At 74.9% G+C, this 23450-nt stretch carries 20 protein-coding genes; 5 read left to right on the top strand and 15 right to left on the bottom strand.

The genetic code is table 11. From position 1 onward, the window contains the following. Positions 1 to 46 precede the first annotated feature (46 nt). Positions 47 to 1201, bottom strand: coding sequence for a site-specific integrase (locus ACFXGA_RS26450; protein WP_378092206.1), 1155 nt, complete (start codon positions 1199 to 1201; stop codon positions 47 to 49). Positions 1202 to 1311: 110 nt separating this feature from the next. On the opposite strand from ACFXGA_RS26450, the gene ACFXGA_RS26445 reads away from it, so the two are divergent. Next, positions 1312 to 1596 (top strand): ArsR/SmtB family transcription factor, encoded by a 285-nt coding sequence (locus ACFXGA_RS26445; protein ID WP_378092204.1) that lies wholly within the window; start codon positions 1312 to 1314, stop codon positions 1594 to 1596. A gap of 10 nt (positions 1597 to 1606) precedes the next feature. On the opposite strand, the gene ACFXGA_RS26440 is transcribed toward ACFXGA_RS26445, so the two are convergent. Genes ACFXGA_RS26440 through ACFXGA_RS26430 form a run of 3 tightly spaced genes read right to left on the bottom strand, consistent with a single transcriptional unit; the run spans position 1607 to position 3704 of the window. Continuing rightward, the gene (locus tag ACFXGA_RS26440) at positions 1607 to 1972 is read right to left on the bottom strand and encodes a VOC family protein (RefSeq protein ID WP_378092223.1); all 366 of its coding nucleotides are present in this window, start codon (positions 1970 to 1972) and stop codon (positions 1607 to 1609) included. A gap of 44 nt (positions 1973 to 2016) precedes the next feature. Continuing rightward, a complete protein-coding gene (locus tag ACFXGA_RS26435; RefSeq protein ID WP_378092202.1) occupies positions 2017 to 2733 on the bottom strand; it encodes an MBL fold metallo-hydrolase in 717 nt (238 codons plus the stop codon). Continuing rightward, a complete protein-coding gene (locus ACFXGA_RS26430) occupies positions 2730 to 3704 on the bottom strand; it encodes a hypothetical protein (RefSeq protein WP_378092200.1) in 975 nt (324 codons plus the stop codon). Before ACFXGA_RS26430 ends, ACFXGA_RS26435 begins: the two co-directional genes overlap by 4 nt. A 507-nt stretch (positions 3705 to 4211) precedes the next feature. Between ACFXGA_RS26430 and ACFXGA_RS26425 the strand changes: the two genes are divergently transcribed. From ACFXGA_RS26425 to hrpA, 3 genes are read left to right on the top strand one after another with little or no spacing between them, the layout of a single operon-like run. Continuing rightward, the gene (locus tag ACFXGA_RS26425) at positions 4212 to 4958 is read left to right on the top strand and encodes an isocitrate lyase/phosphoenolpyruvate mutase family protein (RefSeq protein ID WP_378092198.1); all 747 of its coding nucleotides are present in this window, start codon (positions 4212 to 4214) and stop codon (positions 4956 to 4958) included. A 35-nt stretch (positions 4959 to 4993) separates the two neighbouring features. Continuing rightward, on the top strand, positions 4994 to 5788 hold the full coding sequence (locus ACFXGA_RS26420) for a thioesterase family protein (protein WP_378092196.1): 795 nt from the start codon (positions 4994 to 4996) through the stop codon (positions 5786 to 5788). A 41-nt stretch (positions 5789 to 5829) separates the two neighbouring features. Continuing rightward, on the top strand, positions 5830 to 9732 hold the full coding sequence (gene hrpA, locus ACFXGA_RS26415) for an ATP-dependent RNA helicase HrpA (protein ID WP_378092194.1): 3903 nt from the start codon (positions 5830 to 5832) through the stop codon (positions 9730 to 9732). Between the two features lie 9 nt (positions 9733 to 9741). Here hrpA and ACFXGA_RS26410 read toward each other — a convergent pair whose 3' ends face one another. The 11 genes from ACFXGA_RS26410 to ACFXGA_RS26360 form a co-directional block, all read right to left on the bottom strand. Further along, the gene (locus ACFXGA_RS26410; RefSeq protein ID WP_378092192.1) at positions 9742 to 10227 is read right to left on the bottom strand and encodes a MarR family winged helix-turn-helix transcriptional regulator; all 486 of its coding nucleotides are present in this window, start codon (positions 10225 to 10227) and stop codon (positions 9742 to 9744) included. A 257-nt stretch (positions 10228 to 10484) separates the two neighbouring features. Next, complete coding sequence (locus tag ACFXGA_RS26405; RefSeq protein ID WP_378092190.1) at positions 10485 to 11453, bottom strand: protein phosphatase 2C domain-containing protein; 969 nt, start codon at positions 11451 to 11453, stop codon at positions 10485 to 10487. A gap of 2 nt (positions 11454 to 11455) precedes the next feature. After that, the gene (locus ACFXGA_RS26400; RefSeq protein WP_378092188.1) at positions 11456 to 13762 is read right to left on the bottom strand and encodes a tetratricopeptide repeat protein; all 2307 of its coding nucleotides are present in this window, start codon (positions 13760 to 13762) and stop codon (positions 11456 to 11458) included. A 120-nt stretch (positions 13763 to 13882) separates the two neighbouring features. After that, positions 13883 to 14845: a glutamate ABC transporter substrate-binding protein gene (locus ACFXGA_RS26395; protein WP_378092186.1), complete on the bottom strand. Its 963-nt coding sequence runs from the start codon at positions 14843 to 14845 to the stop codon at positions 13883 to 13885. Next, entirely contained in the window at positions 14842 to 16125 is a 1284-nt protein-coding gene (locus ACFXGA_RS26390; protein WP_378092184.1) for a hypothetical protein, read from the bottom strand. Before ACFXGA_RS26390 ends, ACFXGA_RS26395 begins: the two co-directional genes overlap by 4 nt. 386 nt (positions 16126 to 16511) lie before the next feature. Further along, positions 16512 to 17087 carry a pyridoxamine 5'-phosphate oxidase family protein gene (locus ACFXGA_RS26385; RefSeq protein WP_378092182.1) on the bottom strand — a complete coding sequence of 192 codons (576 nt, stop codon included), beginning with the start codon at positions 17085 to 17087 and terminating at the stop codon, positions 16512 to 16514. Positions 17088 to 17159: 72 nt separating this feature from the next. Beyond that, positions 17160 to 18401 carry an RNA polymerase sigma factor gene (locus tag ACFXGA_RS26380; RefSeq protein WP_378092180.1) on the bottom strand — a complete coding sequence of 414 codons (1242 nt, stop codon included), beginning with the start codon at positions 18399 to 18401 and terminating at the stop codon, positions 17160 to 17162. Position 18402: 1 nt separating this feature from the next. Beyond that, complete coding sequence (locus tag ACFXGA_RS26375) at positions 18403 to 18759, bottom strand: YciI family protein (RefSeq protein ID WP_378092178.1); 357 nt, start codon at positions 18757 to 18759, stop codon at positions 18403 to 18405. Between the two features lie 83 nt (positions 18760 to 18842). Continuing rightward, complete coding sequence (locus ACFXGA_RS26370; RefSeq protein WP_378092221.1) at positions 18843 to 19805, bottom strand: zinc-binding dehydrogenase; 963 nt, start codon at positions 19803 to 19805, stop codon at positions 18843 to 18845. Between the two features lie 8 nt (positions 19806 to 19813). After that, positions 19814 to 20254 (bottom strand): MarR family winged helix-turn-helix transcriptional regulator, encoded by a 441-nt coding sequence (locus ACFXGA_RS26365; protein WP_378092176.1) that lies wholly within the window; start codon positions 20252 to 20254, stop codon positions 19814 to 19816. Positions 20255 to 20372: 118 nt separating this feature from the next. Continuing rightward, positions 20373 to 20822 (bottom strand): GNAT family N-acetyltransferase, encoded by a 450-nt coding sequence (locus ACFXGA_RS26360; RefSeq protein WP_378092174.1) that lies wholly within the window; start codon positions 20820 to 20822, stop codon positions 20373 to 20375. Positions 20823 to 20997: 175 nt separating this feature from the next. Between ACFXGA_RS26360 and ACFXGA_RS26355 the strand changes: the two genes are divergently transcribed. Beyond that, entirely contained in the window at positions 20998 to 23433 is a 2436-nt protein-coding gene (locus tag ACFXGA_RS26355) for a BTAD domain-containing putative transcriptional regulator (RefSeq protein WP_378092172.1), read from the top strand. Positions 23434 to 23450: the final 17 nt, after the last annotated feature.

Here is a 23450-nt window from a genome sequence, read left to right as displayed (position 1 = left end):
TCGAACCGGACCTGTGAGAAGTTAACAACCCGGCGTGCGCCCTTGGTCACAGCCCGAGGCGGGTGACCGCGTTGTCCTCCAACGGGTTGGCCGTGCGGATGTAGCGGTGCACCGTGCGCGGGTTCGTCCACCGGCCCTGCCGCATGATCTCCCGGTCGCTCGCCCCGCCCAGCGCCGCCTGCGTCGCGAACCCCGCCCGCAGCGAGTGCCCGCCGAACAGCGCCGGGTCCAGCCCGGCCCGCGCCGCGTACCGCTTCACCACGTCCGACACCGCCCGGTCCGACATCGACCGCGCGCCCAGCCGGCCGTGCCTGCTCACCGACGGGAACAGCGGGCCGCGCACCACGCCCGGCACGTAGCCGTGGCAGCGGTGCGTCGGCGACGGCTCGCCCTCGTGCTCCAACAACGCCCTCGGGTCCGGCGCGGCCAGCACGTCCACCCAGTCGGCGAACGCGCACACCGGGCACGTCGGCCGCCGCGCGCCGCGGGGCAGCACGACCCGCTGCCGGTGCGCGCCGGTCTGATCCGTCTTGGTGACGCCCAGCTCCACCAGCAGCAGCGGCTCGTGCGTGCGCGGGTCCACGTCGACCGCGACGTCCTCGACCGCCACCGCCGCCAGCTCGCTGCGCCGCAACGCGCCCGCGAACCCGACCAGCAGCAGCAACGCGTCCCGCCGCCGGGCCACGCCCGTGGGCCACCCCGGCGGCGGCCGTTCGGCCAGCAACGCCTCCAGCGTGCCCAGCAGCACCGGCCGCTTGCGCCGCGGCTGCGCCTGTCGGGTCCGGCGGATGCCGCGCAACGTCAACCGCACCACGTCCGACCGGGTGGGGGAGGGCAGACCGCCCGCGGCGTGCACCGCCGCGATCGCCGCCGCCTTGCGCTCCAGCGTCGACGGGCCGAACGCGGGCGTGCCGTCGGGCTTGGCCGCGTCCGCCGCCACCGCCAGGTACACCGCCACGTCCACCGGGTCGGCGGGCAGCGCCACCCGGCCCTCGGCCTGGCACCACGCCGCCCAGCCGACCCAGTCGGAGCGGTAGGCGCGCAGGGTGTTCGCCGACTGCGCCGCCCGCAGGTAGCCCGACAGCGCCTCGGCCTGCTCCTCGTCGAACCGCCGCCGCACCTGCTCCAGCGCGGCGAAGTCCACCAGCGCCCCGTGCGCCACGCGGTCCAGCTCCGCGCGCACCGGCTCCGGCAAGGTCACGTGATCACCCTAACAGCTTCGACACGACCAATGTCTTCAGTGTGGAGTAATAGACCACTTGACCAGGGTGACTACTATGCGAAACCGTGCGCGCCCTACAACACCCGGACGTGGAGGACCTTCGCCTCACCGCCGTCCTGAGTGCGCTCGCGGACCCGGTCCGACTGCGGATCGTGGCCGAACTCGCTCGGTCGGGTGGCATCGTCTGCGGGCAGTTCGACGTGCCGGTCAGCATGTCCACGCTGTCGCACCACCTGAAGGTGCTGCGCGAGGCCGGGGTGCTGCGGGTGACGCCCCAGGGCAGCTACCGCACCCACGAACTGCGGCGCGAGGAGATGGAGCACCGCTTCCCCGGCGTGCTGGACTCGATCACCCGGGCCATCGGCGAGCCGTGACGGCCGCCGGTCACCAGCCCGGCAGGAACAGGCAGAACGGGTGGCCGGCCGGGTCCAGGTAGACCCGGACGCCCTCCTGCGGCTGGAAGTCGGCGAGCGTGGCGCCCAGCGAGACCGCGTGCGCGCCGGCCGTCTCCAGGTCGTCCACCTGGATGTCCAGGTGCGCCATCATCCGCTGGTCGCCGTCGGCGGCGGGCCAGGTGGGGCGTCGGTAGTCCGGCTCGGTCTGGAACGACAGCCCCGCGCCGCCCTCGGGCGGGCGCACCGTGGCCCAGCCGGGCTCGTCCGTGCCGAGCGGCCAGCCGAGCAGGTCGCGGTAGAAGCGGGCCAGGGCCTGGGCGTCGGGCGCGTCGAGGACGGTCGCGGTCAGTTTCAGCACGATCCGATTCTCACTCCGCCGGGTGAATCCCGCACTCCGGGTCACGCGATGGTGACGGTGTCCCCCGGTCGTGCGACGTCGGCGTGGGCGCGCCCGGCGGCCTCGGCCGGGTCCAGGGCGGGGCCGAGGTGGGTGAGCAGCAGCCGGCGCGCGCCGCGGGCGGCCGCGGCGGCGTCCTCGGGGGAGCAGTGGTGCGGTCCGCTGCCGTCGGCCTCGCACAGGAACAGGTCCGCGCCGTCGGCGAGGTCGTCCAGCGCGGGGCAGGCGCCGGTGTCGCCGGAGTAGGCGAACACCGCATCGCCGTGGGCGGCGCGCAGGCCGAACGCGGGCAGCCCGTGGCGCACGGCGCGGCTGTCCAGGGTGAGGTCGCCGACCTCGGCGCGGTGGCCGTCGTGCAGTTCCCGCACGTCGAACGCGGCGGCGGCCGGGTTGGGCGCGGCGCCGGCGAGGAAGGTCTCCAGCCGGTCGGCGAGGCCGGGCGGGCCGTAGAGCGGGACGGGCGGGCGCGGCGGCAGGTCGGCGAACAGCAGCGCGTAGTAGTAGGGCAGCAGGTCGGCGGCGTGGTCGGCGTGGGTGTGGGAGATCCACACGGCGTCGAGCCGGTCGGGGCGGTGGTGGCGTTGCAGCTCGGCGAGCGTGCCGGGGCCGGCGTCGACCCACACGGCGGTGCGGTCGGTGCGCAGGAGGTAGCCGGAGCAGGGGTCGTCCGGGCGGGGGTACGGCGTGGCGGTGCCGAGGACGGTGAGGCGGAAGGTCACGGTGCAGTGTGGCGCAGGACGTGCACGCCCGCCGCCGTCTTCAGGTAGGCCCAGGTGGTGGTGCCGGTGGTGGTGAGGCCGACGTGGGTGGCGGAGGCGCGGGCGAGGTCGTCGGGCAGCGGCACGGCGGTCCAGCCGTCGCCGGTCCAGCGGTGGAACGCGGGCCTGGTCTCGAACGTGCGGCGGCCGGCGCGCACGCCCCAGGTCCAGCCGGCGGCGACGCCGTGGACGGTGAGGCGTTCGGCGTCCGCGGGCCCGGGCACGGCGGTCCACCGGCGGCCGTCCCAGCGGTGGACGCGCAGGCCCTCGGTGTCGCGGCCGTGGCCGAGCCAGACGTCGTCGGGCGCGGTGGCGGCGAGGCGGGCGACGTGGCCGCGTTCGGTGCGGGGTCCGGCGACCTCGGTCCAGCGCAGGCCGTCCCAGTGGGCGAGCACCGGGTACTCGTAGGTGGCGGGGCCCGCGCCGGCGAGCCCGCCGCCGCCCGCCCAGACGTCGTGCGGTCCGGCGGCGGTGATGGTGCGCAGCCCTTCGCGGGCGGAGGACAGGGCGGTGCGCACCCGCCAGGTCGTGCCGTCGTAGTGGAGGGTGTCGCGGCCGGTGCCGACGATGTGCACGTCGTGGGCGGCGACCGCGGCGACGGCTTTGGCCCAGGTGATGGGCGGTGTGGTGACGGTGCGCCAGCCCGTGCCGTCGTAGTGCAGGACGAGGGGGCGGCCGGCGGTGTTGCCGACGGCCCAGACGTCGTCGGGCGCGGCGGCCGAGACGCCGGACAGGCTGGCGGCGGCGGGGAGCTCGGGCAGCGGTTCGACGTGCCAGGTGTCGCCGGTCCAGCGCAGCACGAGGGGCGCGGACGGGCGGCTGGTGAACACGCCGGTGGTGCCCGCGAGCCAGGCGTGGCGATCGCCCGCGGTCGCCAGGTCGGCCAGTGCGGTGCTGGGCGGCAGGGTGGGCACCGGCACGGGTAGGAACAAGCCAATTCCCCCTCGATGGGTCGTCCCCCGACTCATCGCGTGATCCAGCTCATCGGCCCCGGTGCCGGCGCGCCAGCCGCCGAACGGCGGTTTGTGCTTGGGCGCAACGGCACGCGCGCGCCGGGCGGACCGGGATCCGGCCCGGTCGCCGCGACCGGCCCGGTCCGCTGTTCGCGGGGGGACGGTTCCGCGGCCCGATGGCGCGGGCGGCGGTCCGGGTGGCGGGGCGCGGTCGGGGTGGCGGGGCGCGGTCGGGGTGGCGGGGCGCGGTCGAGGGCGGCCCCGGGGTCCGGGAGGCGGCGGCGTCCCCGGCGGGGTCGTCGGTCCCGGCCGGTCGGGTGGCACGGGTCGGGGCCGTCGTCGGCCGCGTGGCGACGAGGGCAATCGAACGTGGTGCCCGGCGGGTGGGGAGCCGGCAGTATTCGGTGCGGCTGATCGAGTGATCAACTTGCGTGGGCGGGTCGCGGTCGTGGCGCGGCCCGGGCCCCTGTCGTGACGGGAGTCGATGTGACCAGGACCGAGAAGGCCAAGGCGCTGCGGGCGTTGCACGTGCCGGGCACGCCGCTGGTGGTGCCGAACGCGTGGGACGTGTCGTCGGCGCGGGCGATCGCCGAGGCGGGGTACCCGGCGGTGGCGACCACGAGTGTCGCGGTGGCCGGGGCGTTAGGGTTCAAGGACGGGCACGACATGCCCGCCGACGTGGCGTACGAGGCGGTGCGGCGGATCGCGGCCGCGGTGGACGTGCCGGTGACGGTGGACGTCGAGCGGGGGTACGACGTGCCGGCGGCGGAGGTGGCCGCGCGGCTGGCCGAGGCGGGCGCGGCGGGGTGCAACCTGGAGGACTCCGACCCGTCGACCGCGCGGGTGCTCGACGTGGCCGAGCAGGTGGAGTTCCTGTCGGCGGTGCGGGCGGCGGACGCGGACCTGGTGATCAACGCGCGGGTGGACACGTGGATCCACGGGGACAAGTCGTTCGACGACGCGGTGGCGCGGGCCCGGGCGTACTTCGACGCGGGCGCGGACTGCGTCTACCCGATCCGGATCCCGGCCGACCGGGTGGCGGACTTCGTGGCGGCGGTCGACGGGCGTCCGGTGAACGTGGCGCACGGCCCGGGGTCGCCGACGCCGGCGGAGCTGGCGCCGCTGGGCGTGGCGCGGGTGAGCTTCGGTCCGGGCCTGCACAACATCGTGATGAAGCGGCTCAAGGAGATCGTGACGGCGATGCAGGACGGCGGGAGCCCGTACCGCGGCTGAGCTACCCGTGGGTAACGCCCGTTAGTGTGATCGCCATGCACGAATGGGACGCCGACACGCGGGTGGACGCGGCGGGGGACGGCCGGTTCACGGCCCGGCTCGGCGACCGGTGGGGCGGCGCCGGCGGCCGGCCCAACGGCGGCTACCTCGTCGCGTTCTGCCTGCGGGCGCTCGGCGAGGTGCTCCCGCACCCGGACCCGCTCGCGGTGAGCGCCTACTACCTGCTCCCCGGCGTGGTGGGTCCGGCCGTGGTGGACACCGAGGTGGTGCGCCGGGGCCGGCAGGTGTCCACCGGCGAGGCGCGCCTGTCGTGCCGCGACCGGGAGGTGCTGCGGGTGGTGGCGTCCTTCGCCGACCTGGGCGCGGGAGGGGACGGGGCCGCGGTGCTCGGCCGGGCCCCGGACCTGCCGCCGCCGGACGAGTGCGTCGACGTCTACGGCGGCCTGCGGCTGCCGGGCGCGACCGTGGCCGACCGGGTCGAGCTGCGCGGGCCCGAGCCGTTCGGCTGGGCGCGGGGCCGGGCGACGGGCACGCCGAGCGCGGAGTTCTGGATCCGGTTCGCCGACGGCCGCCCGGCCGACCCGGCCGGGATGGCGACGCTGGTGGACTCGGTCGCGCCCGCGGTGCTGGAGCTGGGTCACCCGGTCGTGTCGGCCACGGTGGAGCTGTCGGTCCACGTGCACGCCCGGCCCGCGCCCGGCTGGCTCGCGGCCCGGGCCGCCACCCGGCACGTGGCGGGCGGCCACTACGAGGAGGACGTCGAGCTGTGGGACGCCGGGGGGCGGCTGGTGGCCCGGTCGCGGCAACTCGCGGTGCTGTCGGCCCGATAATCGGCGGCCCCGTTCGTCCGCGCTCGATATCCTTGACCCAAATGAACCAGATGTCGCACGCTGACCTGCGTCAACGCCTGTCCGAACTGATGTCGCGGGACCAGCGGCGGCTGGCGCGCAGGCTCGACGGGGCGCGCAAGATCCGCGACGACGCCGCCCGCGCCGCCGTGCTGGCCGAGATCGAGGCCGAGGTGGAGGCCGCCGAGCTGCGCGTCGCGTTGCGCCGCGAGGCCGTGCCGAAGATCACGTACCCGGCGGAGCTGCCCGTCAGCGAGCGCAAGGACGACATCGCCGCGCTCATCCGCGACCACCAGGTGGTGATCGTCGCCGGCGAGACCGGGTCGGGCAAGACGACCCAGCTGCCCAAGATCTGCCTGGAGCTGGGCCGGGGGGTGCTGGGCCAGATCGGGCACACCCAGCCGCGGCGGCTGGCGGCGCGGACGGTCGCCGAGCGCGTCGCGCAGGAGCTGGACACGCCGCTGGGCTCCGCGGTGGGCTACAAGGTCCGGTTCACCGACCAGTCCGGCGACGACACGCTGGTCAAGCTGATGACCGACGGCATCCTGCTGGCCGAGATCCAGACCGACCGGATGCTGTCGCGCTACGACACGATCATCATCGACGAGGCGCACGAGCGCAGCCTCAACGTCGACTTCCTGCTCGGCTACCTCAAGCAGCTCCTGCCGCGCCGGCCCGACCTCAAGGTCGTGATCACGTCGGCGACGATCGACCCGCAGCGGTTCTCCCGGCACTTCGGCGACGCGCCGGTGATCGAGGTCTCCGGCCGCACCTACCCCGTCGAGGTCCGCTACCGGCCGGTGGTGGACCCCGACGACCCCGACGCCGACCCGGACCGCGACCAGACGCAGGCCATCTGCGACGCGGTGCGCGAGCTGCAGGCCGAGGGGCCCGGCGACGTGCTGGTGTTCCTGTCCGGCGAACGCGAGATCCGCGACACCGCCGACGCCCTCAACGCCCTGGACCTGCGCGACACCGAGGTCCTGCCGCTGTACGCGCGGTTGTCGTTCGGCGAGCAGCACCGCGTGTTCCAGCCGCACCGGGGTCGCCGCGTGGTGCTGGCCACGAACGTGGCCGAGACGTCGCTGACGGTGCCCGGCATCAAGTACGTCGTGGACCCCGGCACGGCCCGCGTCTCGCGCTACAGCCACCGGCTGAAGGTGCAGCGGCTGCCCATCGAGCCGATCTCGCAGGCGTCGGCCAACCAGCGCAAGGGCCGCTGCGGCCGGGTCTCGGCGGGCATCTGCATCCGCCTCTACAGCGAGGACGACTTCGACGCCCGCCCGGAGTTCACCGACCCGGAGATCCTGCGCACCAACCTGGCGTCGGTCATCCTGCAGATGACCGCGATCGGGCTGGGCGACATCGCCGCGTTCCCGTTCATCGACCCGCCCGAGGCGCGCAACATCACCGACGGCGTGCAGCTGCTGCAGGAGCTGGGCGCGATCCTGCCCGCCGAGCAGAAGCTCACCCCGCTGGGCCGCAAGCTCGCCCAGCTGCCCGTCGACCCGCGGCTGGGCCGCATGGTCATCGAGGCCGACCGCAACGGCTGCGTCCGCGAGGTCATGGTCATCGCCGCGGCGCTGTCCATCCAGGACCCGCGCGAGCGGCCCTCGGACAAGCAGCAGGCCGCCGACGAGCAGCACGCCCGGTTCAAGGACCCGGACTCGGACTTCACCGCGTTCCTCAACCTGTGGCAGTACCTGCGGGAACGGCAGAAGGAGCTGTCGTCCAACCAGTTCCGCCGGCTGTGCCGCGCCGAGTTCCTCAACTACCTGCGCGTGCGCGAGTGGCAGGACATCTACCAGCAGCTGCGGCAGGTGGCGAAGACGCTGGGCGTGCACGTCAACGACCAGCCCGCCGAGCCGCGCGCGGTGCACGTGTCGCTGCTGTCCGGGCTGCTGTCCCACATCGGCGTCAAGGACGTGCCCAAGCGGGACGCGGGCAAGCGCGCCGCGACCGAGTACCTGGGGGCGCGCAACGCGAAGTTCGCGATCTTCCCCGGCTCGTCGCTGTTCCGCAAGCCGCCCCAGTGGGTGATGGCCGCCGAGCTGGTCGAGACGTCGCGGCTGTGGGGCCGGACCGTCGCCCGGATCGAGCCGGAGTGGGCGGAACGGCTCGCCGAGCACCTGGTCAAGCGCACCTACAGCGAACCGCACTGGGAGGCGCGGCGCGGCTCGGTCGTCGCCCTGGAGAAGGTCACCCTCTACGGCGTGCCGATCGTGACCGGCCGCAAGGTCAACTACGGGCGGATCGACCCCGGGCTGTCGCGGGAGCTGTTCATCCGCCACGCGCTCGTGCAGGGGGAGTGGACCACCCACCACAAGTTCTTCCACCGCAACCGGGAGCTGCTGGCCGAGGTCGCCGAGCTGGAGAACCGGGCCCGTCGCCGCGACATCGTCGTGGACGGCGACACCCTCTACGACTTCTACGACCGGCGCGTGCCCGCCGACGTCGTGTCCGCCCGGCACTTCGACACCTGGTGGAAGAAGACCCGCCACGGCCAACCGGACCTGCTCACGTTCGACAAGGCCATGCTGGTCAACGACCGTGCCGCGGTGACCCCGGACGCCTACCCCGACGAGCTGCGCCGCGGCGGGCTCACGCTGCCGCTGACCTACCGGTTCGAGCCCGGCGCGGCCGTCGACGGCGTCACCGTGGACCTGCCGCTGCCCGCGCTGACCACCCTGCCGGACGACTCGCTGTCCTGGCAGGTGCCCGGCCTGCGCACGGACCTGGTCGTCGCGCTCATCCGGTCGCTGCCCAAACCGGTGCGCCGCAACTTCGTGCCCGTCCCGGACGTCGCCGCCGCGGCGCTGGCCGGCATCGACCCCGACGAGCCGCTGCTGCCCGCCCTGGAACGCGAGCTGCGCCAGCTGACCGGCGTGGTCGTGCCCCGCGAGGAGTGGCAGCTCGACCAGGTGCCCGAGCACCTGAAGCTGACGTTCCGGATCGTGGACGAGCACGACCGGGAGCTGGCCCAGGGCAAGGACCTCGCCGCGCTCAAGGCCCGGCTGCGCGGGCAGCTGCGGGAGACCCTGGCCGCCGCCGCGGGCAACCTGGCCCGCACCGGCCTGACCACGTGGGACATCGGCGACCTGCCCCGCACCGTGCGGCGGGAGCGGTCCGGCATCGTCGTCACCGCCTACCCGGCCCTGGTCGACAAGGGCGACAGCGTCGCCGTGGAGATCCTGGACACGCCGGGACGGCAGCGGCAGGCCATGTGGCGCGGCACCCGCCGGTTGCTGCTGCTCAACACCCCGTCCCCGGTCAAGACGCTGCAACGCGGCCTGAACAACGCCGAGAAGCTGGCCCTGACCCGCAACCCGCACGGCGGCGTCGCGCCCCTGCTCGCCGACTGCATCTCCGCCGCGGTCGACAAGCTCCTGCGCGACGCCGGCGGACCGGTGTGGACCGAGGCGGCGTTCGGCACGCTGCTCGACCGGGTCCGCCGCGGCCTCGGCGAGACCACGTTCGACGTGGTGCACCGGGTCCGGCGCGTCCTGGAAGCCGCCCAGGAGGTGGAGCTGCGCGTCAACGCCGTGCGCGGCCCGGTGTTCGAGGAGTCCCTGGCCGACGTCCGCGCCCAGTTCGCCGGCCTGGTGCACGCGGGGTTCGTCACCGAGGCGGGCGCGGACCGGCTCGCCGACGTGCACCGCTACCTGCAGGGCATCGTGCGCCGGCTGGAGAAGCTGCCCGAGAACGTGCGCCGCGACCAGGACTGGATGGACCGCGTCCACGCGGTGCACGCCGAGTACCGCGAGCTGCGCGCCGCCCTGCCCGCCGACGAGCCCCACGAGGAGCTGGACGAGGTGCGGTGGATGATCGAGGAGCTGCGGCTGAGCTACTTCGCCCAGACCATCGGCACCCGCTACACCGTCTCCGACAAGCGGATCTTCAAAGCCCTCGACGCCGTGCCCCGCTGACCGGCGGGGCTACTCGCAGCGCTCGAGCAACGCCCGCAGCGCGTCGGCCACCACCGCCCGCGTCGGCTCGTCCAACGGCTCCAGCAGCCGCGCGTACCGGCGCATGTGCTCGGCCAGCATCCCGTCCACCAGCTCCCGGCCCCGGTCGGTCAGCCTGATCCGCACCACGCGCCGGTCGGCCGCGTCCGGGACCCGGTGCACCAGGCCCTTGGCCTCCATCCGGTCGACCCGGTTGGTGATCGCGCCCGCCGTGACCAGCGACGCCGACAGGAACGCCCCCGCCGTCATCCCGTGCGGCGAGCCCGCCCGCCGCAGCGTGGTCAGCACGTCGAACTCGCCGGGTTCCAGGTCGAACCGGCCCACGAACTCCCGCAGCTCCCGCTCCAGCAGCCGCGCCAGCCGCGTCACGCGCGTCAGCACCGCCATCGGCGCGACGTCCACGTCCGGCCGCTGGACCGACCACTGCGCCAGCACCAGGTCGACCTCGTCCGCCATCACGCACCCCGACCTTCCGGCCCGGCGCCGCGGCACGGCCGACGACGTGCGCCCGCGATCCCCGCAGCGACGGCAGGCCCCCCTGTGATCCGCACGCCCCCACCGTATTCGTGATCGACAACGCGTGTGGGCTGCACACCGAAAACCGCCGCGACGGCCCAGCCGGGGACTCCGGTCGCGCGGTCGGGCCCTGCGCCGACTCCTCGGTCGCCGTTCCCCCCAACGCAGCAGCCCGCGTCCCGGTTGGCGACCGGCGGTCACGCGCCGTTGCCGCCCCGCAACTGCACGACCACCACCGTGATGTTGTCGTGCCCGCCCGCGCGCAACGCGACGTCCACCAGCTCCCGCGCCACCTCCACCGGCGTCGCCCCGCGCGGCACCACCGCCAGCAGGTCCTCCGGCTCCGGCACGTAGTTCCACAGCCCGTCGCTGCACACCACCAGCAGCCCGGGCGTCTCCAGCTTGAACGTCACCGTCTGCGGCCCCTCGACCCCGGAGTCCGCGCCCAGCCACCGCGACAGCACGTGCGCACGCCGGTCGGTCATCGCCTCCTCCTCGGTCAACACGCCCTCGGCGACCAGCTGCGCCGCCCACGTGTCGTCCGTGGTCAACCGGGCCGCGCCCGCGCCCGCCACCAGGTAGGCGCGGCTGTCGCCGACCCAGCCCACCGTCGCCGCGTCGTCGGTCACCACCGCCGACACGAACGTGCACGACGGCGCGACCTCCGCCGCGCCCGGCCGCGCCAACCGGCCCACCGCCTCGTTCGCCGCCACCACCGCGTCCGTCGTGGACGCCTCCGCGTCCATCCCGGACTGCAACCCGGTCAGCAGCACGTCCACCGCGGTGTCCACCGCCGTCTGCGACGCCTGCTCGGCCCGCTCCGACGACGCCACCCCGTCGCACACCACCGCCGCGACCCCGCGCCCCCGGACCCGGCCGAACGCCATCGAGTCCTCGTTGCGCTGCCGCCGCAGGCCCCGGTCGCTCACCCCCGCCACCCCGGGCAGCACGAACTCCACCCGGTCCCGCGCCGACGGCCGCACCCGACCGCACTGCTCGCAGAAGCCCTCCGCGTCGAACTCCTCGCCGCCGCACGCGCACATCGGCGGCCACTGCGCCCCCGGACCGCCCACCGGTGTCCGCTGCAGGCGCAGGTTGCGCCCGCACGCCTCGCAGAAGCGGTCCTGCGCCGACACCGGCGACGCGCACTCGGGACAAGATTCCATGGCTACACCAACGTCCTGGGCCGGACCGCGTTCGCGCGGTCGACGAGAGCGATGCGTTCCTCCGGCGTCTCGGCCAGCCGCGCCAACTGCCGGTAGCAGCGCTCCAACCCAAACCGCAGACCCGTCTCGCTCAACTCGCAGTCCACCAGCGTCCCCGCGGGCGCCGACCCGTCCCGCGGCAACGCCTCCAACGCCACACCCAACAGCTCCACCGTCAACCCGGCCCGCCTCGCCACGTCCAACTCCAACCCCGACAGCCTCGCACCGGCCGCCAACACCTCCGCCAGCGCGTCCCCCGCGCCGCCCACCCGGTCACGCGCCGCACCGAGCTGGGCGCGCACCGCCGCCACCTGCGCCGCCACGTGGTGGATCGACGTGTCCGGCACCGAGTGCAGCACCGCCACCGCCGCCTCCCGGTCACCCGCCGCCACCAGCACCCTGGCCAGCCCGAACGCCGCCGTCACGTAGGCGTGGTCGGTCCGCCACACCACCTCGTAGCCCGCCCGCGCCGCGTCCGCGTCACCCAGCAGCTCCGCGCACACCGCCACCGCGAGCTTCGGGGCCGCCTCGCCCGGCAACGCGTCGCGCACCCGCTCGAACGCCTCCCGCGCCTGCCCCGTCCGCCCGTCGACCAACGCCGCCACACCCCGGTACCAGCCCGGGCGCCAGTCGTCCGGCGAGGCCGTGCCCAGGTCGTCGGGGTCGAACGGCGCGTCCAGCTCGGCCAGCTCGGCCACCGCCTCGCCCACCCGGTTCGCCTCGATCAACGCCCGCACCACCTGCAACCGCACCTCGACCGTCCGCACCGGGGCCAGCCGCAGCGCCGCCACCACCTGGTCCGGGTCGCCCGTCGTCGCCGCCGTCGCCAGGAACCCCGCCGCCGGGTCGGCGGTGTCCACCTGGGGCACCGGCAACCCCGTGGCCGCCGCCCGCACGTCCGGCCCGCCCTCCGTGCCGAACGCCCGCCGCTCCGGCGTGAACTGCCGCGACACCCCCGGCCGCGGCGCCCCGTCCTGCTGCGCCAACACCTCCCGCAGCACACCCGTGAGCTGCTCGGCCATCTCCTCCGCCGAGCCGAACCGCCGCTCCGGGTCCGGGTCGGTCGCCCGCAGCAGGAACCGGTGCAACGAGTCGTGCCGGCGCAGCAGCGGCTCCTCCTCCGGGCCGGGCAACGACGCCTTGAACCGGCCGCGGAAGTCGAACGGGAAGCTCATCACCGCCAACGCCCGGCCCACCGTGTACAGGTCGGACGCCACCGACGGGCCGACCGTGCCGATCTCCGGCGCCTGGTAGCCGATCGTGCCGTAGATGGGGGAGTGCCGGTCGCCGATGCGCCGCACCGCGCCCAGGTCGATCAGCTTCAACTGCTCCTCGGTCTGGATCACGTTGTCCGGTTTGAAATCGCAGTACAGCAACCCCACCGCGTGCAGGTAGCCCAACGCGGGCAGCACCTCCAGGGCGTAGGCGATCGCCTGCGGCACGGGCAGCGCCTCCCGACCCTCGGCGCGCGCCTGCCTGATCATGTCCCGGACCGAGGTGCCGCCCACGTACTCCATCACGATGTAGTCGACCAGCTCGCCGCTCACCCGGTCGGCGTGCCGCACGAAGTTGTGGATCTTGACAATAGTAGGGTGCTCCACCTCGGCCAGGAACCGGCGCTCCGCCATCGCCGCCGCCATCGCGTCCGCGTCACCGGAGTCCAGCAGGCCCTTGAGCACCACCCACCGGTCGCTGACCGCGTGGTCGGCCGCCAGGTAGATCCAGCCCAGCCCGCCGTGCGCCAGGCACCCCAGCACCTCGTACTGCTCGTGCAGCACCTCGCCCGGGACCAGCTTCGGCGTGAACGAGTAGTGGTGCCCGCAGTGCGCGCAGAACCCCTCCACCCGGCCCGGCTCGCCGTCCCGGCCCCGCCCGACCTCCCGGCCGCAGTTCGAGCAGAACCGCTTCGCCTCCGGCACCTCGGGGTTGGTCAGCACCGCCGTCTTCGGATCCCGGTAGGGCACCCGCGGCACCTCCACCAGGCCCGCGCCCAACCGGCCGCGCCCGGACGACCGGGTCGGCACCGACGCCCGCCGCGACCGGCCCGTCGACCCCATCGACCCCACCGACCGCGCCGACCGGACCCGGTCCGACCACGGCGCCGTGCCCGGACCCGTGTCACGACCGGTGGCCGGGCCGCTGTAGGCGCCCGTGGCCGCACCGCCGTCCACCCCGACGGTCCCCGACTCGCGGACCTCCTCGCCGGTCCCGGCCACGCCCGCGTCGCCCGCCCCCTCGGCACCACGCCCGACCGCCCCGCCGGTCCTCATCGCGCCTCCGTTCCCGCCGACGCCACGACCGCCACGCCGGCTCCCCCCACACCCGGAGAACGTCCCCGGACCCCGTCGAGTGCCCCGGCCCCGTCCGCCCCCGCGTCGGATCCGCGCATGTCAGTCCCGGTACACGGCGACCGGCGGCGCGGGCGGGTCGCCGAGCCACCGCTGGTACAGCCGCGCCCACGTGCCGTCCGCCCGCAGCCGCTCCAGCAGCGCGTTCACCAACCGCACGAAGTCCTCGTCGGCCTTGCGGAACGCCATCCCGTACGGCTCGGCGGTGAACTGCGGACCCACCACCTTCGTGTACGGGTCCTGCGCGGCGAACCCGGCCAGGATCGTGTCGTCGGTCGAGATCGCGTCCACCTGGCCCTGCTGGAGCATCACCAGGCAGTCCGTCCAGTGCGCCACGCCCACCGCGACCGGCCGGGACGGCGCGGCCGCCACGTTCACCAGCGAACTGGACCCCTTGGTCGCGCACACCCGCCTGCCGCCCAGCGACTCCAGGCCCGTGGCGTCGGAGTTCGACGGCACCAGCACCCGCTGCCCGGCCTGCAGGTACACCGTGGAGAAGTTCACCCGCTGCCACCGCTCGCAGGTCGCCGTCATCGTGCGCACCACGATGTCGACGTCGCCGCGCTCCAGCGTCGGCACCCGGTCCTCGGACGTCACCACCTTGAACTGGATCGCGCCCGGGTCGCCGAAGACCGCCCGCGCCACCTCCCGCGCCATGTCGATGTCGAAGCCCTCCAGCTCGCCGGAGATCGGGTTGCGGAACCCCATCAGGTACGTGTTCTGGTCCACGCCCGCGATCAGCCGCCCCTGCGCCCGGATCCGCGCCAGCGCCGGACCCGCGGGCGGCGACCCCGGCGGCGGCACCGGCCCGGTCGGCCGCAGGCTCGCCGTCGGGTCGCACGACGCCGGCGGCACGTCGGGCGTGCTGGGCGGCGCGGTCAGCTCCACCACGTCCGCCGGGCGCGGCGGCACCGGCGGCCCGCCGCCGATGGGCGGGGCCGTGCTGGGCACCGGCGCGCACCCCGCCGCCACCAGCAGGACCAGCACCGCGAGCGCGAGCCTCATCGGTACTCCTTCAGCCGCTGCCACAACCCGAACGTCGACGCGGCCGCCGCCAACGCCGCCAGCACCGCCACGGCGGGCACCACGCCGCCCAACGCCGCCCGCCCCCGCCCGATCGCGTCGGTCAGCTCCGCCCGCGCCGCGCCGATCGCCTCCACCAGGTCGGAGTCCAACGCGTCGAACGCCGCCGCCGCGCCACCCTCGCCCTGACCCAACGCCACCGCCACCGCCGCGGTGTAGTCGCCGTCGTCGTCGGCCGCGCGGATCCTGCGGTGCGCCTCCTGCCACCGCGCGTGGTGCTCCACCGCCTCCACCACCGCCGGGGTGCCGTTCATCGCCCGCACCCGCCCCAACAGGTCGGTGAGCGCCCGGTCGGACTCGGCGTACTCGGTGTCGTAGCCCGTGCCGCTGCCCCGCGCGACCAGCGTCAACGTCTCGTCGCCGCGCGCGGTCAGGGTGGTGATGCGGGCCTGCGCCAGCAGGTCCACCAGCGTCGCCTCCCGCTTGCCGGTCGACACGCTGTAGACGGCCAGCAGGCTCGACACGAGCACCCACAGCAGCGAGATCGCGGTCAACGCCGTCGCCACCACCAGGCCCGGGTTGAGCACCCGGTTGGTCCGGCGGGTCAGGTACCGCTGCACGGCCACCAGCACGGCGAGCGACACCGCGCCCAGCAGCGCCTCCGGCCACGGCAGCGACCCGGCGTCCTCCAGGTCGCGCACCACGGACCGGGTCTCCACCCCGTACAGCTCCCGCGCCGCGGGCAGCAGCGTCGTCCGCATCAGCGCCGACGCCTCGCGCAGGTAGGCCGCGCCCACCGGGCTGCCCTGCCGGTTGTGCGCGCGGGCCGTCTCGACCAGCCCCGTGTAGACAGGCAGCCGCCCCGACAACGTCGACAGCGCGTCGGCCAACTCCGGCGAGCGCGTGATCTCCGAGGCCGCCGCCGACAACGCCGCCGCGGCGTCGGCCACGTCCGCCTCGTACCGGCCGCGCAACGCGGCCGACTCCACCCCGCCGGACAGGAACGCGCTGGACGCCGTCGCGTCCGCGTCCGCCATCGCCCGGTAGACCTCCTGGGCGGCGAACGCCAGCGGCTCGCTGCGGTCGGCCAACGCCTCCAGCGCCTGCGCCCGGCGGTGCACCGACATCGCGGTCACCGCGCCCACCAGCAGCGCGACCAGGATCAGGAGCAGCGCCAGCAGGCTCAACCGGCCGGGCGTGCTGTGGGCCAGCCCCGTCACCCGGCGCAGGGCGGCGCGGTTCCGCCGGGCTTCGACCAGCACGACCGCCCCCTTCCCGAGGTGATCGGCGCCACACGCCGCCCGGACAGCGTAGATCGAAAAACGGCCGTCCGGGACGCCAACGGAGCCGACCCGCGGGCGCGCCGCACGGGTTCGCACTCATCGGGTGACGCCCCCACCCCGGCGGAGCCGGTGCCGCGCCCCCGGGCGACCGCGGGAACGAGGGCTTCGGCACGGCGCAGCGCGTCACCGCACCGGGACCGGGGCGGGAACGTCGGCGCGGCGAAGACCCGCGCGGCCGGTTGGCGCACGGAGGTGGCCCGGCGGGTCCACGCGGCGGGGTCAACGCGGCGGTCGGCGTGGCCGGGCCGCGCGGCGCAGGCCGGTGTGGCGAACTCCTCGGCGACGCCGGATCCGTCCGCCGGGGGTCAGCGCGGCGGCAGGGGCAGCGGCAGGGCGGGCAGCCCGTCGATGCTGACCCCGTTGAACTCCTTTTTCTCGCAGTACTGCGCGAACTCCTCCTCCGACTTGCGGTCGAAGTACTCCTCGTGCAGCGTCCGCTCGCCGCGGTAGTCCATGAACGGCACCGCGAACCCGCACGTGTCGCTGATCAGCTTCGCGGTCACCACCACGACCGCCCGCAACGCCGACCCGTCCGCGTCGCCGAACCCGGCCACCAGCTCGGCGAACCTCGGGTCGTCCCGGAACACCGGCTCGCCCGTGCCGTGCACGCGCACGATGTTCGGCGGACCGTCGAACGCGCACCACATGAGCGTGATCCGCCCGTTCTCCCGCAGGTGGGCGATCGTCTCGGCGTGGCTGCCGCCGAAGTCCAGGTACGCCACCCGCCGCTCGTCGAGCACCCGCCACGTGCCCTTGCGGCCCTTCGGGGACAGGTTCACGTGCCCGTCCGCCGACAGCGGCGCGGTCGCGGTGAAGAACACCGGCTGGTCCTCGATGAACCGGCGCAGCCGTCCGTCGATCCGTTCGTAGGTCTTACCCATGCCGCCAGTATCACCCGCCGACCACGCGACGCCGCCGGAAAATCGCTCCCGGTGGGACCGGTGACCGGCGGTTCACCCGCCCCGACCCGGCCGTTCCGCCCCGGTCACCGCGTCGAGCCCCCGCCGCAGCAGGTCCCGCTCGGCGTCGTTGCCCGCCAGCTCCCACGCCCGCCGGTAGGCCCCCGCCGCCTCCTCGTCCCGGCCGAGCCGCCGCAGCAGGTCCGCCCGCACCGCGTGGCACAGGTGGTAGCCGTCCAACGCCGACGCCACGCCGTCGACCAGCGCCAACGCCGCCTCCGGCCCGTCGGCCTCGGCCACCGCCACGGCCCGGTTCAACGCCACCACCGGGCTCGGGGCCAACACGATCAGGTGGTCGTACAGCGCCACCACCTGCGCCCAGTCCGTCGGCGGCGGGTCGCTGTGCACGGCGTTGATCGCGGCCTGCACCTGGTACGGACCGGGCCGGCCGCGCCGCAGGCACCACCGCACCAGCTCCCGCCCCTCGGCCAGCAGCGCCGCGTCCCACCGCGAGCGGTCCTGGTCGGCCAGCCGCACCAGCCCGCCGTCCGGCCCGGTCCGCGCCGGACCCCTGGCGTGCAGCAGCAGCATCAACGCCAGCAGCCCAACGACCTCCGGCTCGTCCGGCATCAGCTCCACCAGCAACCGGCCCAGCCGCACCCCCTCCGCGCACAGGTCGCCGCGCACCAGCGCGCCACCGGAGCTGGCCGAGTAGCCCTCGTTGAACACCAGGTACACCACCGCCAGCACGGCCCGCAGCCGGCCGGGCAGCTCGGCGTCGTCGGGCACCCGGTAGGGGATGCGCGCGTCCCGGATCTTCGCCTTCGCCCGCACCAGCCGCTGCGCCATCGTCGGCTCCGGCACCAGGAACGCCCGCGCGATCTCCGCCGTGGACAACCCGCCCAGCAGCCGCAACGTCAACGCCACCCGGGCCGCCGGGTTCAACGCCGGGTGGCAGCACGTGAAGATCAACCGCAGCCGCTCGTCACGCACCGCCCCCACCTCCACCGCGTCGAACCCGGCCTGCGCCTCGCGGGCGTGCAGCACCGCGGCCTGGGCCTGCCGGTCGTCCCGCACGGACTCCCGGCGCAGCCGGTCGATCGCCCGGTTGCGGGCCGTGGTGATGATCCAGCCCGCCGGGCTCGGCGGCACCCCGGTCTCCGGCCAGCGCCGCACCGCCTCGGCGAACGCGTCCTGGACCGCCTCCTCGGCGACGTCGAGGTCGCCGAAGACGCGGACCAGCACCGCCACCGCCCGGCCGTACTCGGCCCGGAAGACGCCCTCGACCGCCGTCACGTCAGCCCGGCATGTCCTGGAACGGCCGCACCTCGACCGGCAGCCGGCACGCCACCGCCAGCCGCCGCGCCCACTCCAGCGCCACGTCCAGGTCCGGCACGTCGATGATGCTGAACCCGCCGATGTGCTCCTTGGTCTCCGCGAACGGGCCGTCGCCGACGACCAGCCCGCCGTCGCCGTCGTGACGCAGCGTGGTCGCCGACTCCGGCGCGTGCAGCCCGCCGGCGAACACCCACACCCCGGCCTCGCGCATGTCGGCGTCCACCGCCCGCACGTCCTCCACGATCTCCCGCATCACCTCGGGTCCCGGCACATCCCCGCCGGTCGGCTCGATCACGCTGATCAGGTACTGGGTCATCTCGTGCTCCTCCGGAATCGGTGTCCCCGCACCCCCTACACGAACGGCGGAGCGCCACCTCGACACGACGCCGGAAGAAATCCTCAGACGATCCCGACGAGCTTGCCCACCCGACGCCCGTGCTCCAGGTCGTCGTGCGCCTGCCGGATCTCGTCCAGCCGGTACACCGCGGTCGGACCGAGAGTCACCGCGCCGCCCGCGACCCGGTCGAGGAACCGTTGCAACACCTCCGCGGGCAGGTCGGCGCTCTCCCCGTGGTAGGCGGTGAGCCGCACGCCCTTGGGCAGGTAGCCGATGGGGTAGAAGTCCCGCACGAGCCACTGGTCGGACAGCATCCCGGTGAAGCACACCGTGCCGTGCACCCTCGTCGCGGCCAGCGTGTCCGGCAACGTGGCCGTGCCGACCAGCTCCAACGCCGCGTCCACCCCGTCCGGGAACAGCTCCCGCACCCGACCGGCCACCGCGCCGTCGTCCACCAGCGGGTGCGCCACCCCGTGCTCGCGCAGCACGTCGAGCCGCTCCGGGCGACGCGTCGTGGCCAGCACCGTCGCGCCCAGGTCGCGCGCCAGCGCGGTCGCGGCGAACCCGAGCGCCGACGTGCCGCCGCGGATCAGCAACGACTGGCCCGCCCGCAGGTCCAGGCCCGTGGTCAACGAGCCGTACGCGGTCTGCAGCGTCTCCGGGACCGCGCCCAGCACCTCCCACGGCAGGTCCGAGTCGAACGGGATCAGCACCTCGCGCGGCACGACCACGTACTCGGCGTACCCGCCGTCGAACACCCGCCCCATCCCGCCCATCATCGCCGCCACCTGCCGGCCGACCGGTAGGTCGCAGTCGCTGTCCACCACGCCGACCGCCTCGATGCCCGGCACGCGCGGGAACGTGACGCCCTCGGCCAGCCCCAACCGGGTGTGCAGCTCCGACCGGTTCAACCCGAACGCGCGCACCCGCACCCGCACCCAGCCCGGCGGCGGCTGCGGCACCGGCAGCTCCGCCACGGCCAGGTTCTCCACCGGCCCCGGCCCGCTCAGCACGACCGCCCGCATCGTCGCGCTCATCCGTGGTGCTCCAGGACCGCGGTCAACATGCGCACCAGCTCCTCCCGCTCGGCCGCCGACAACGGCGCGAGCAACGCGTCCTGGGCCTGCCCCAGCACCCGGTCCAGGTGCCGCAGGTGCGCCACCCCCGCCGGGGTGATCGTCACGATGTTGCGCCGCCGGTCGCCCGGGTCGGGCCTGCGCTCCACGTGCCCCCGCTCCGCCAGCTCGTTGACCGTGGCCACCACGTCGCTGCGGTCCACCCCGCCGCGCCGCCCCAGCTCCGCCTGGCTGGCCGGCCCGAACTCGTCCAGCGCCGCCAGCAGCGAGTAGTGGTAGCGCCGCGCGCCGACCGCCCCGAACCCCTCCGACACCAGCCGGTGCGCGTGGGTCGTGGTCTGCCCGAGCAGCCAGCTGGCCGTGCCGCGCAACCGCCGGGGCGCGCCCGAAGTCTCCATGCGGCCGCACCCTACCAACTCGTTGGCCACGCCAACGAACACGGGGGTGCTCCCGCCCGACGACCGGGTGGGGCCGGCCCGCCCTTCACCGGGACGGCGCGCCACCGACCCCCGCGCCTCACACCAACCCGGGGTGCCCGAACTGGGCGATCCTCAGCCCGCCCTCGACCACCACCGTGTCCACCAACCGGAACCCCAGGCCCTCGTACAACGCGATCGCGGGCGCGTTCGCCGCGGCCGTCGACACGATCGCCGGCCCGCCCTCCGCCATCACCTGCTCCACCAACCGCCGCGCGAACCCCAACCGGAAGTGGCTCGGCGCCACGCACAACCGGTCGATGTCCAGCACACCGTCGACCTTCGCGTAGCCGACGAACGCCACCAGCCCGTTGTCGACGTACCCGCCGAGCCATCTCAACGGGAGCGTGCGGATGTCCTCGACCGACTCGTGCAGCGCGGGGATCGCGGTGCTGCCGATCAACTCCGCCTCGACGGCGTAGGACTGCCGCGCGATCTCGCGCACCGCCGCCACCGTGTCGTCGTCGGACAGGTCCAAGGGAACGATCATGCGGCCACCTGCCTGTGTGGGGAACCAGCGCGGGGAGAGATGTGCCGAAGGTTGCCATTCGCCGCACCGTTCAACCCCACCACCCCGCCCCGTCCCCTCCGGTCGCCGACCGGTTCCTCGCCACCACCGCCCGTCACGGTCGATAATCCGACCGGGGCACCTTGGGGGAGGACTCGTGCGAATCCGCGTGCTGGGACCGGTCACGATCGACGCCGCGGCGGGAGGACTGGGCGGGCCCAAGCCCAAGGCGCTGCTGGTGGCGCTGCTCAGGCGCCCGCGGCAGGTCGTCGCCACCGAACGGCTCGTGGACCTGCTCTGGGACGACTCGCCGCCCACCTCCGCCACCGCCCTCGTGCACACCTACGTCTCGCAGGTCCGCCGCGTCCTCGCGGCCGCCGGACTGGCCGACGCGGTCCGCACCCGCGCGCCCGGCTACCTCCTCGACGTCGAACCGGGGGAGTGCGACGTCCACGTCTTCGACCGGGAACACGACCGGGCACGACAGGCCGAACGCGCCGGCGAGCACGAACGGGCCCACGACGGCTACCGCCGCGCCCTGTCGGTGTGGCGCGGGCAGGCCCTCGGCGGCGTCGACGCCAGGTTCGCCACCGCCTGGGCCGACGACCTGCACGAACGCCGACTCGCCGCCCGGGACGGCCTCGCCCGCGTCAGCCTGGCGCTGGGCCGCGCCGAGGACGCCGCCGACGAACTGCGCGACCTCGTCGGCGAACACCCGCTGCGCGAGGAGAGCCGCGCCCTGCTCATGCGCGCCCTGGCCGAATCCGGGCGGCAGGCCGACGCCCTGGAGGTCTACCGCGACGGCCGACGTCGACTGCTCGACGAACTGGGCCTCGAACCCGGCCCGCGCCTGCGGGACCTGCACACCGCCATCCTCGACGGCTCCCTCGCCACCGCGCCCCCCGCCGCCCGCGCCACCACGCCGTCCCGCCCGGCCGTGCAGGCGCCCGAACGACCGGTCGCCCGCACCCTCCCACCCGACATCGGCGACTTCACCGGCCGCGCCGCCGAACTGACCGCCGTCCTGACCCTGGGCGACACCCCACCCGACCACCGCACCACCACCCCGGTCGTCGTCGTGTCCGGCGCGGGCGGAACCGGCAAGTCCGCGCTGGCCGTGCACGCCGCCCACCGCCTGGCCCAGCGCTACCCCGACGGCCAGCTCTTCGCCGACCTGCGCGGCTTCGGCGCCGAACTGAGCCCGTTCGCCACCCTCGCCCGGTTCCTCACCGCCCTCGGCGTCCCCGCCGCCGAACTGCCCACCACCCTCGACGACCGCATCGCCCTGTACCGGCAACGCCTCGCCGGCCGGCGGCTGATCGTCGTGCTCGACAACGCCCGCGCCGAACACCAGGTGCGGCCCCTGTTACCCGGCGAACCCGGCTGCCTCGTCCTGCTCACCAGCCGCTCCCGCCTGGCGGGACTCGGCGGCGCCTCCGCCGTCGAACTCGAGGTCTTCGACACCGCCTCCGCCGTCGAGATGCTCGGCAAGATCATCGGCCCGGACCGGGTCGCCGCCGCGCCGGACGACGCCGAACGCATCGCCGCGCTGTGCGGCGGCGTGCCGCTGGCCCTGCGCGCCGCCGGCGCGAAGCTCCTCGCCCGACCGCACTGGCCGCTGAGGTCCCTGGCCACCCGCCTCGCCGACGAACGCCGCCGGCTGGACGAGCTGACCGTCGGCGACCTCGCCATCCGGTCCTCCCTGTCGCTCAACTACGCCGAACTGGACGACCACCGCCGCCGCGCCTTCCACCTGCTGTGCCTGCTCGACCTGCCCGACTTCGGCTGGTGGGTCGCCGCACCGCTGCTGGAGGTCGACCTCGCCGAAGCCGAGGACGTCGTGGAACACCTCGTGGACCTCCGGCTGCTCGACGTCGTCGGGGTCGACCCGATCGGCCGCGTCCGCTACCGCTTCCACGACCTCGTCCAGCTCTTCGGAGCCGAACAGGCCGCCCGGCACGAACACCCGGACACCGTCACCGCCGCCGTCGCCCGCACCCTCGCCACCTGGGCCGCCCTCGTCGACACGGGCGTGCGCCGCCTGCCGCGAGTCACCCTCGGCCTGCCCGTCGCCCTCCCCGCGGGCCACGCCGAACCCCACCCCGACCTGGTCGCCGAGGTCGAGGAGGACCCCCTGGGCTGGCTCCGGGCCGAAACCGGAGCCGTCGTCCGCGCCGTCGAACAGGCCCACCGGCTCGGCGTCGACCGCGCCCACACCCTGCTCGTGTCCTCCCTGCTGTCCTCCGCCTTCGCCATCCGCAACGAATTCGACGGCTGGCGACGCACCCACGAGATCGCCCTGGAACTCGCCCGCGAGGGCGACGACCGCCACGCCGAGGCCGTCGTGCTCGTCGGCCTCGGCCAACTGCACTACGAGAAGGACGACTTCGCCACCGCCCTGACCCACTTCGACCAGGCCCTGCGGCACGCCGACGCCCTCGACGACGACACCGCCCGCGCCGTGTGCCTGGTCGGCATCGGCACCGTGCACCGCGAACTCGGCCACGTCGACCTCGCCCGCGACACCCTCACCACCGCCGCCGAACTCGGCGCGCGCCTCGGCCACGACAGCGTGGTGGCCGCCGCCCTCTAAGGCGGGGGGGCGCTGGT

It is taken from the genome of Actinosynnema sp. NPDC059335 (genome assembly GCF_042752395.1).
Taxonomy (GTDB): Bacteria; Actinomycetota; Actinomycetes; order Mycobacteriales; family Pseudonocardiaceae; genus Actinosynnema.
Note: the sequence above shows the minus strand (reverse complement) of the source record. Positions and strands in the feature narration are given on the sequence as shown.

Coding starts and splice junctions, on each gene's coding strand:
- ACFXGA_RS26405 (WP_378092190.1), bottom strand. CDS start 11,453: ATGGAATCTTGTCCCGAGTGCGCGTCGCCGGTGTCGGCGCAGGACCGC.
- ACFXGA_RS26410 (WP_378092192.1), bottom strand. CDS start 10,227: ATGGCGGACGAGGTCGACCTGGTGCTGGCGCAGTGGTCGGTCCAGCGG.
- ACFXGA_RS26395 (WP_378092186.1), bottom strand. CDS start 14,845: ATGAGGCTCGCGCTCGCGGTGCTGGTCCTGCTGGTGGCGGCGGGGTGC.
- ACFXGA_RS26360 (WP_378092174.1), bottom strand. CDS start 20,822: ATGATCGTTCCCTTGGACCTGTCCGACGACGACACGGTGGCGGCGGTG.
- ACFXGA_RS26370 (WP_378092221.1), bottom strand. CDS start 19,805: ATGCGGGCGGTCGTGCTGAGCGGGCCGGGGCCGGTGGAGAACCTGGCC.
- hrpA (WP_378092194.1), top strand. CDS start 5,830: ATGAACCAGATGTCGCACGCTGACCTGCGTCAACGCCTGTCCGAACTG.
- ACFXGA_RS26385 (WP_378092182.1), bottom strand. CDS start 17,087: ATGGGTAAGACCTACGAACGGATCGACGGACGGCTGCGCCGGTTCATC.
- ACFXGA_RS26400 (WP_378092188.1), bottom strand. CDS start 13,762: ATGAGGACCGGCGGGGCGGTCGGGCGTGGTGCCGAGGGGGCGGGCGAC.
- ACFXGA_RS26420 (WP_378092196.1), top strand. CDS start 4,994: ATGCACGAATGGGACGCCGACACGCGGGTGGACGCGGCGGGGGACGGC.
- ACFXGA_RS26375 (WP_378092178.1), bottom strand. CDS start 18,759: ATGACCCAGTACCTGATCAGCGTGATCGAGCCGACCGGCGGGGATGTG.
- ACFXGA_RS26365 (WP_378092176.1), bottom strand. CDS start 20,254: ATGGAGACTTCGGGCGCGCCCCGGCGGTTGCGCGGCACGGCCAGCTGG.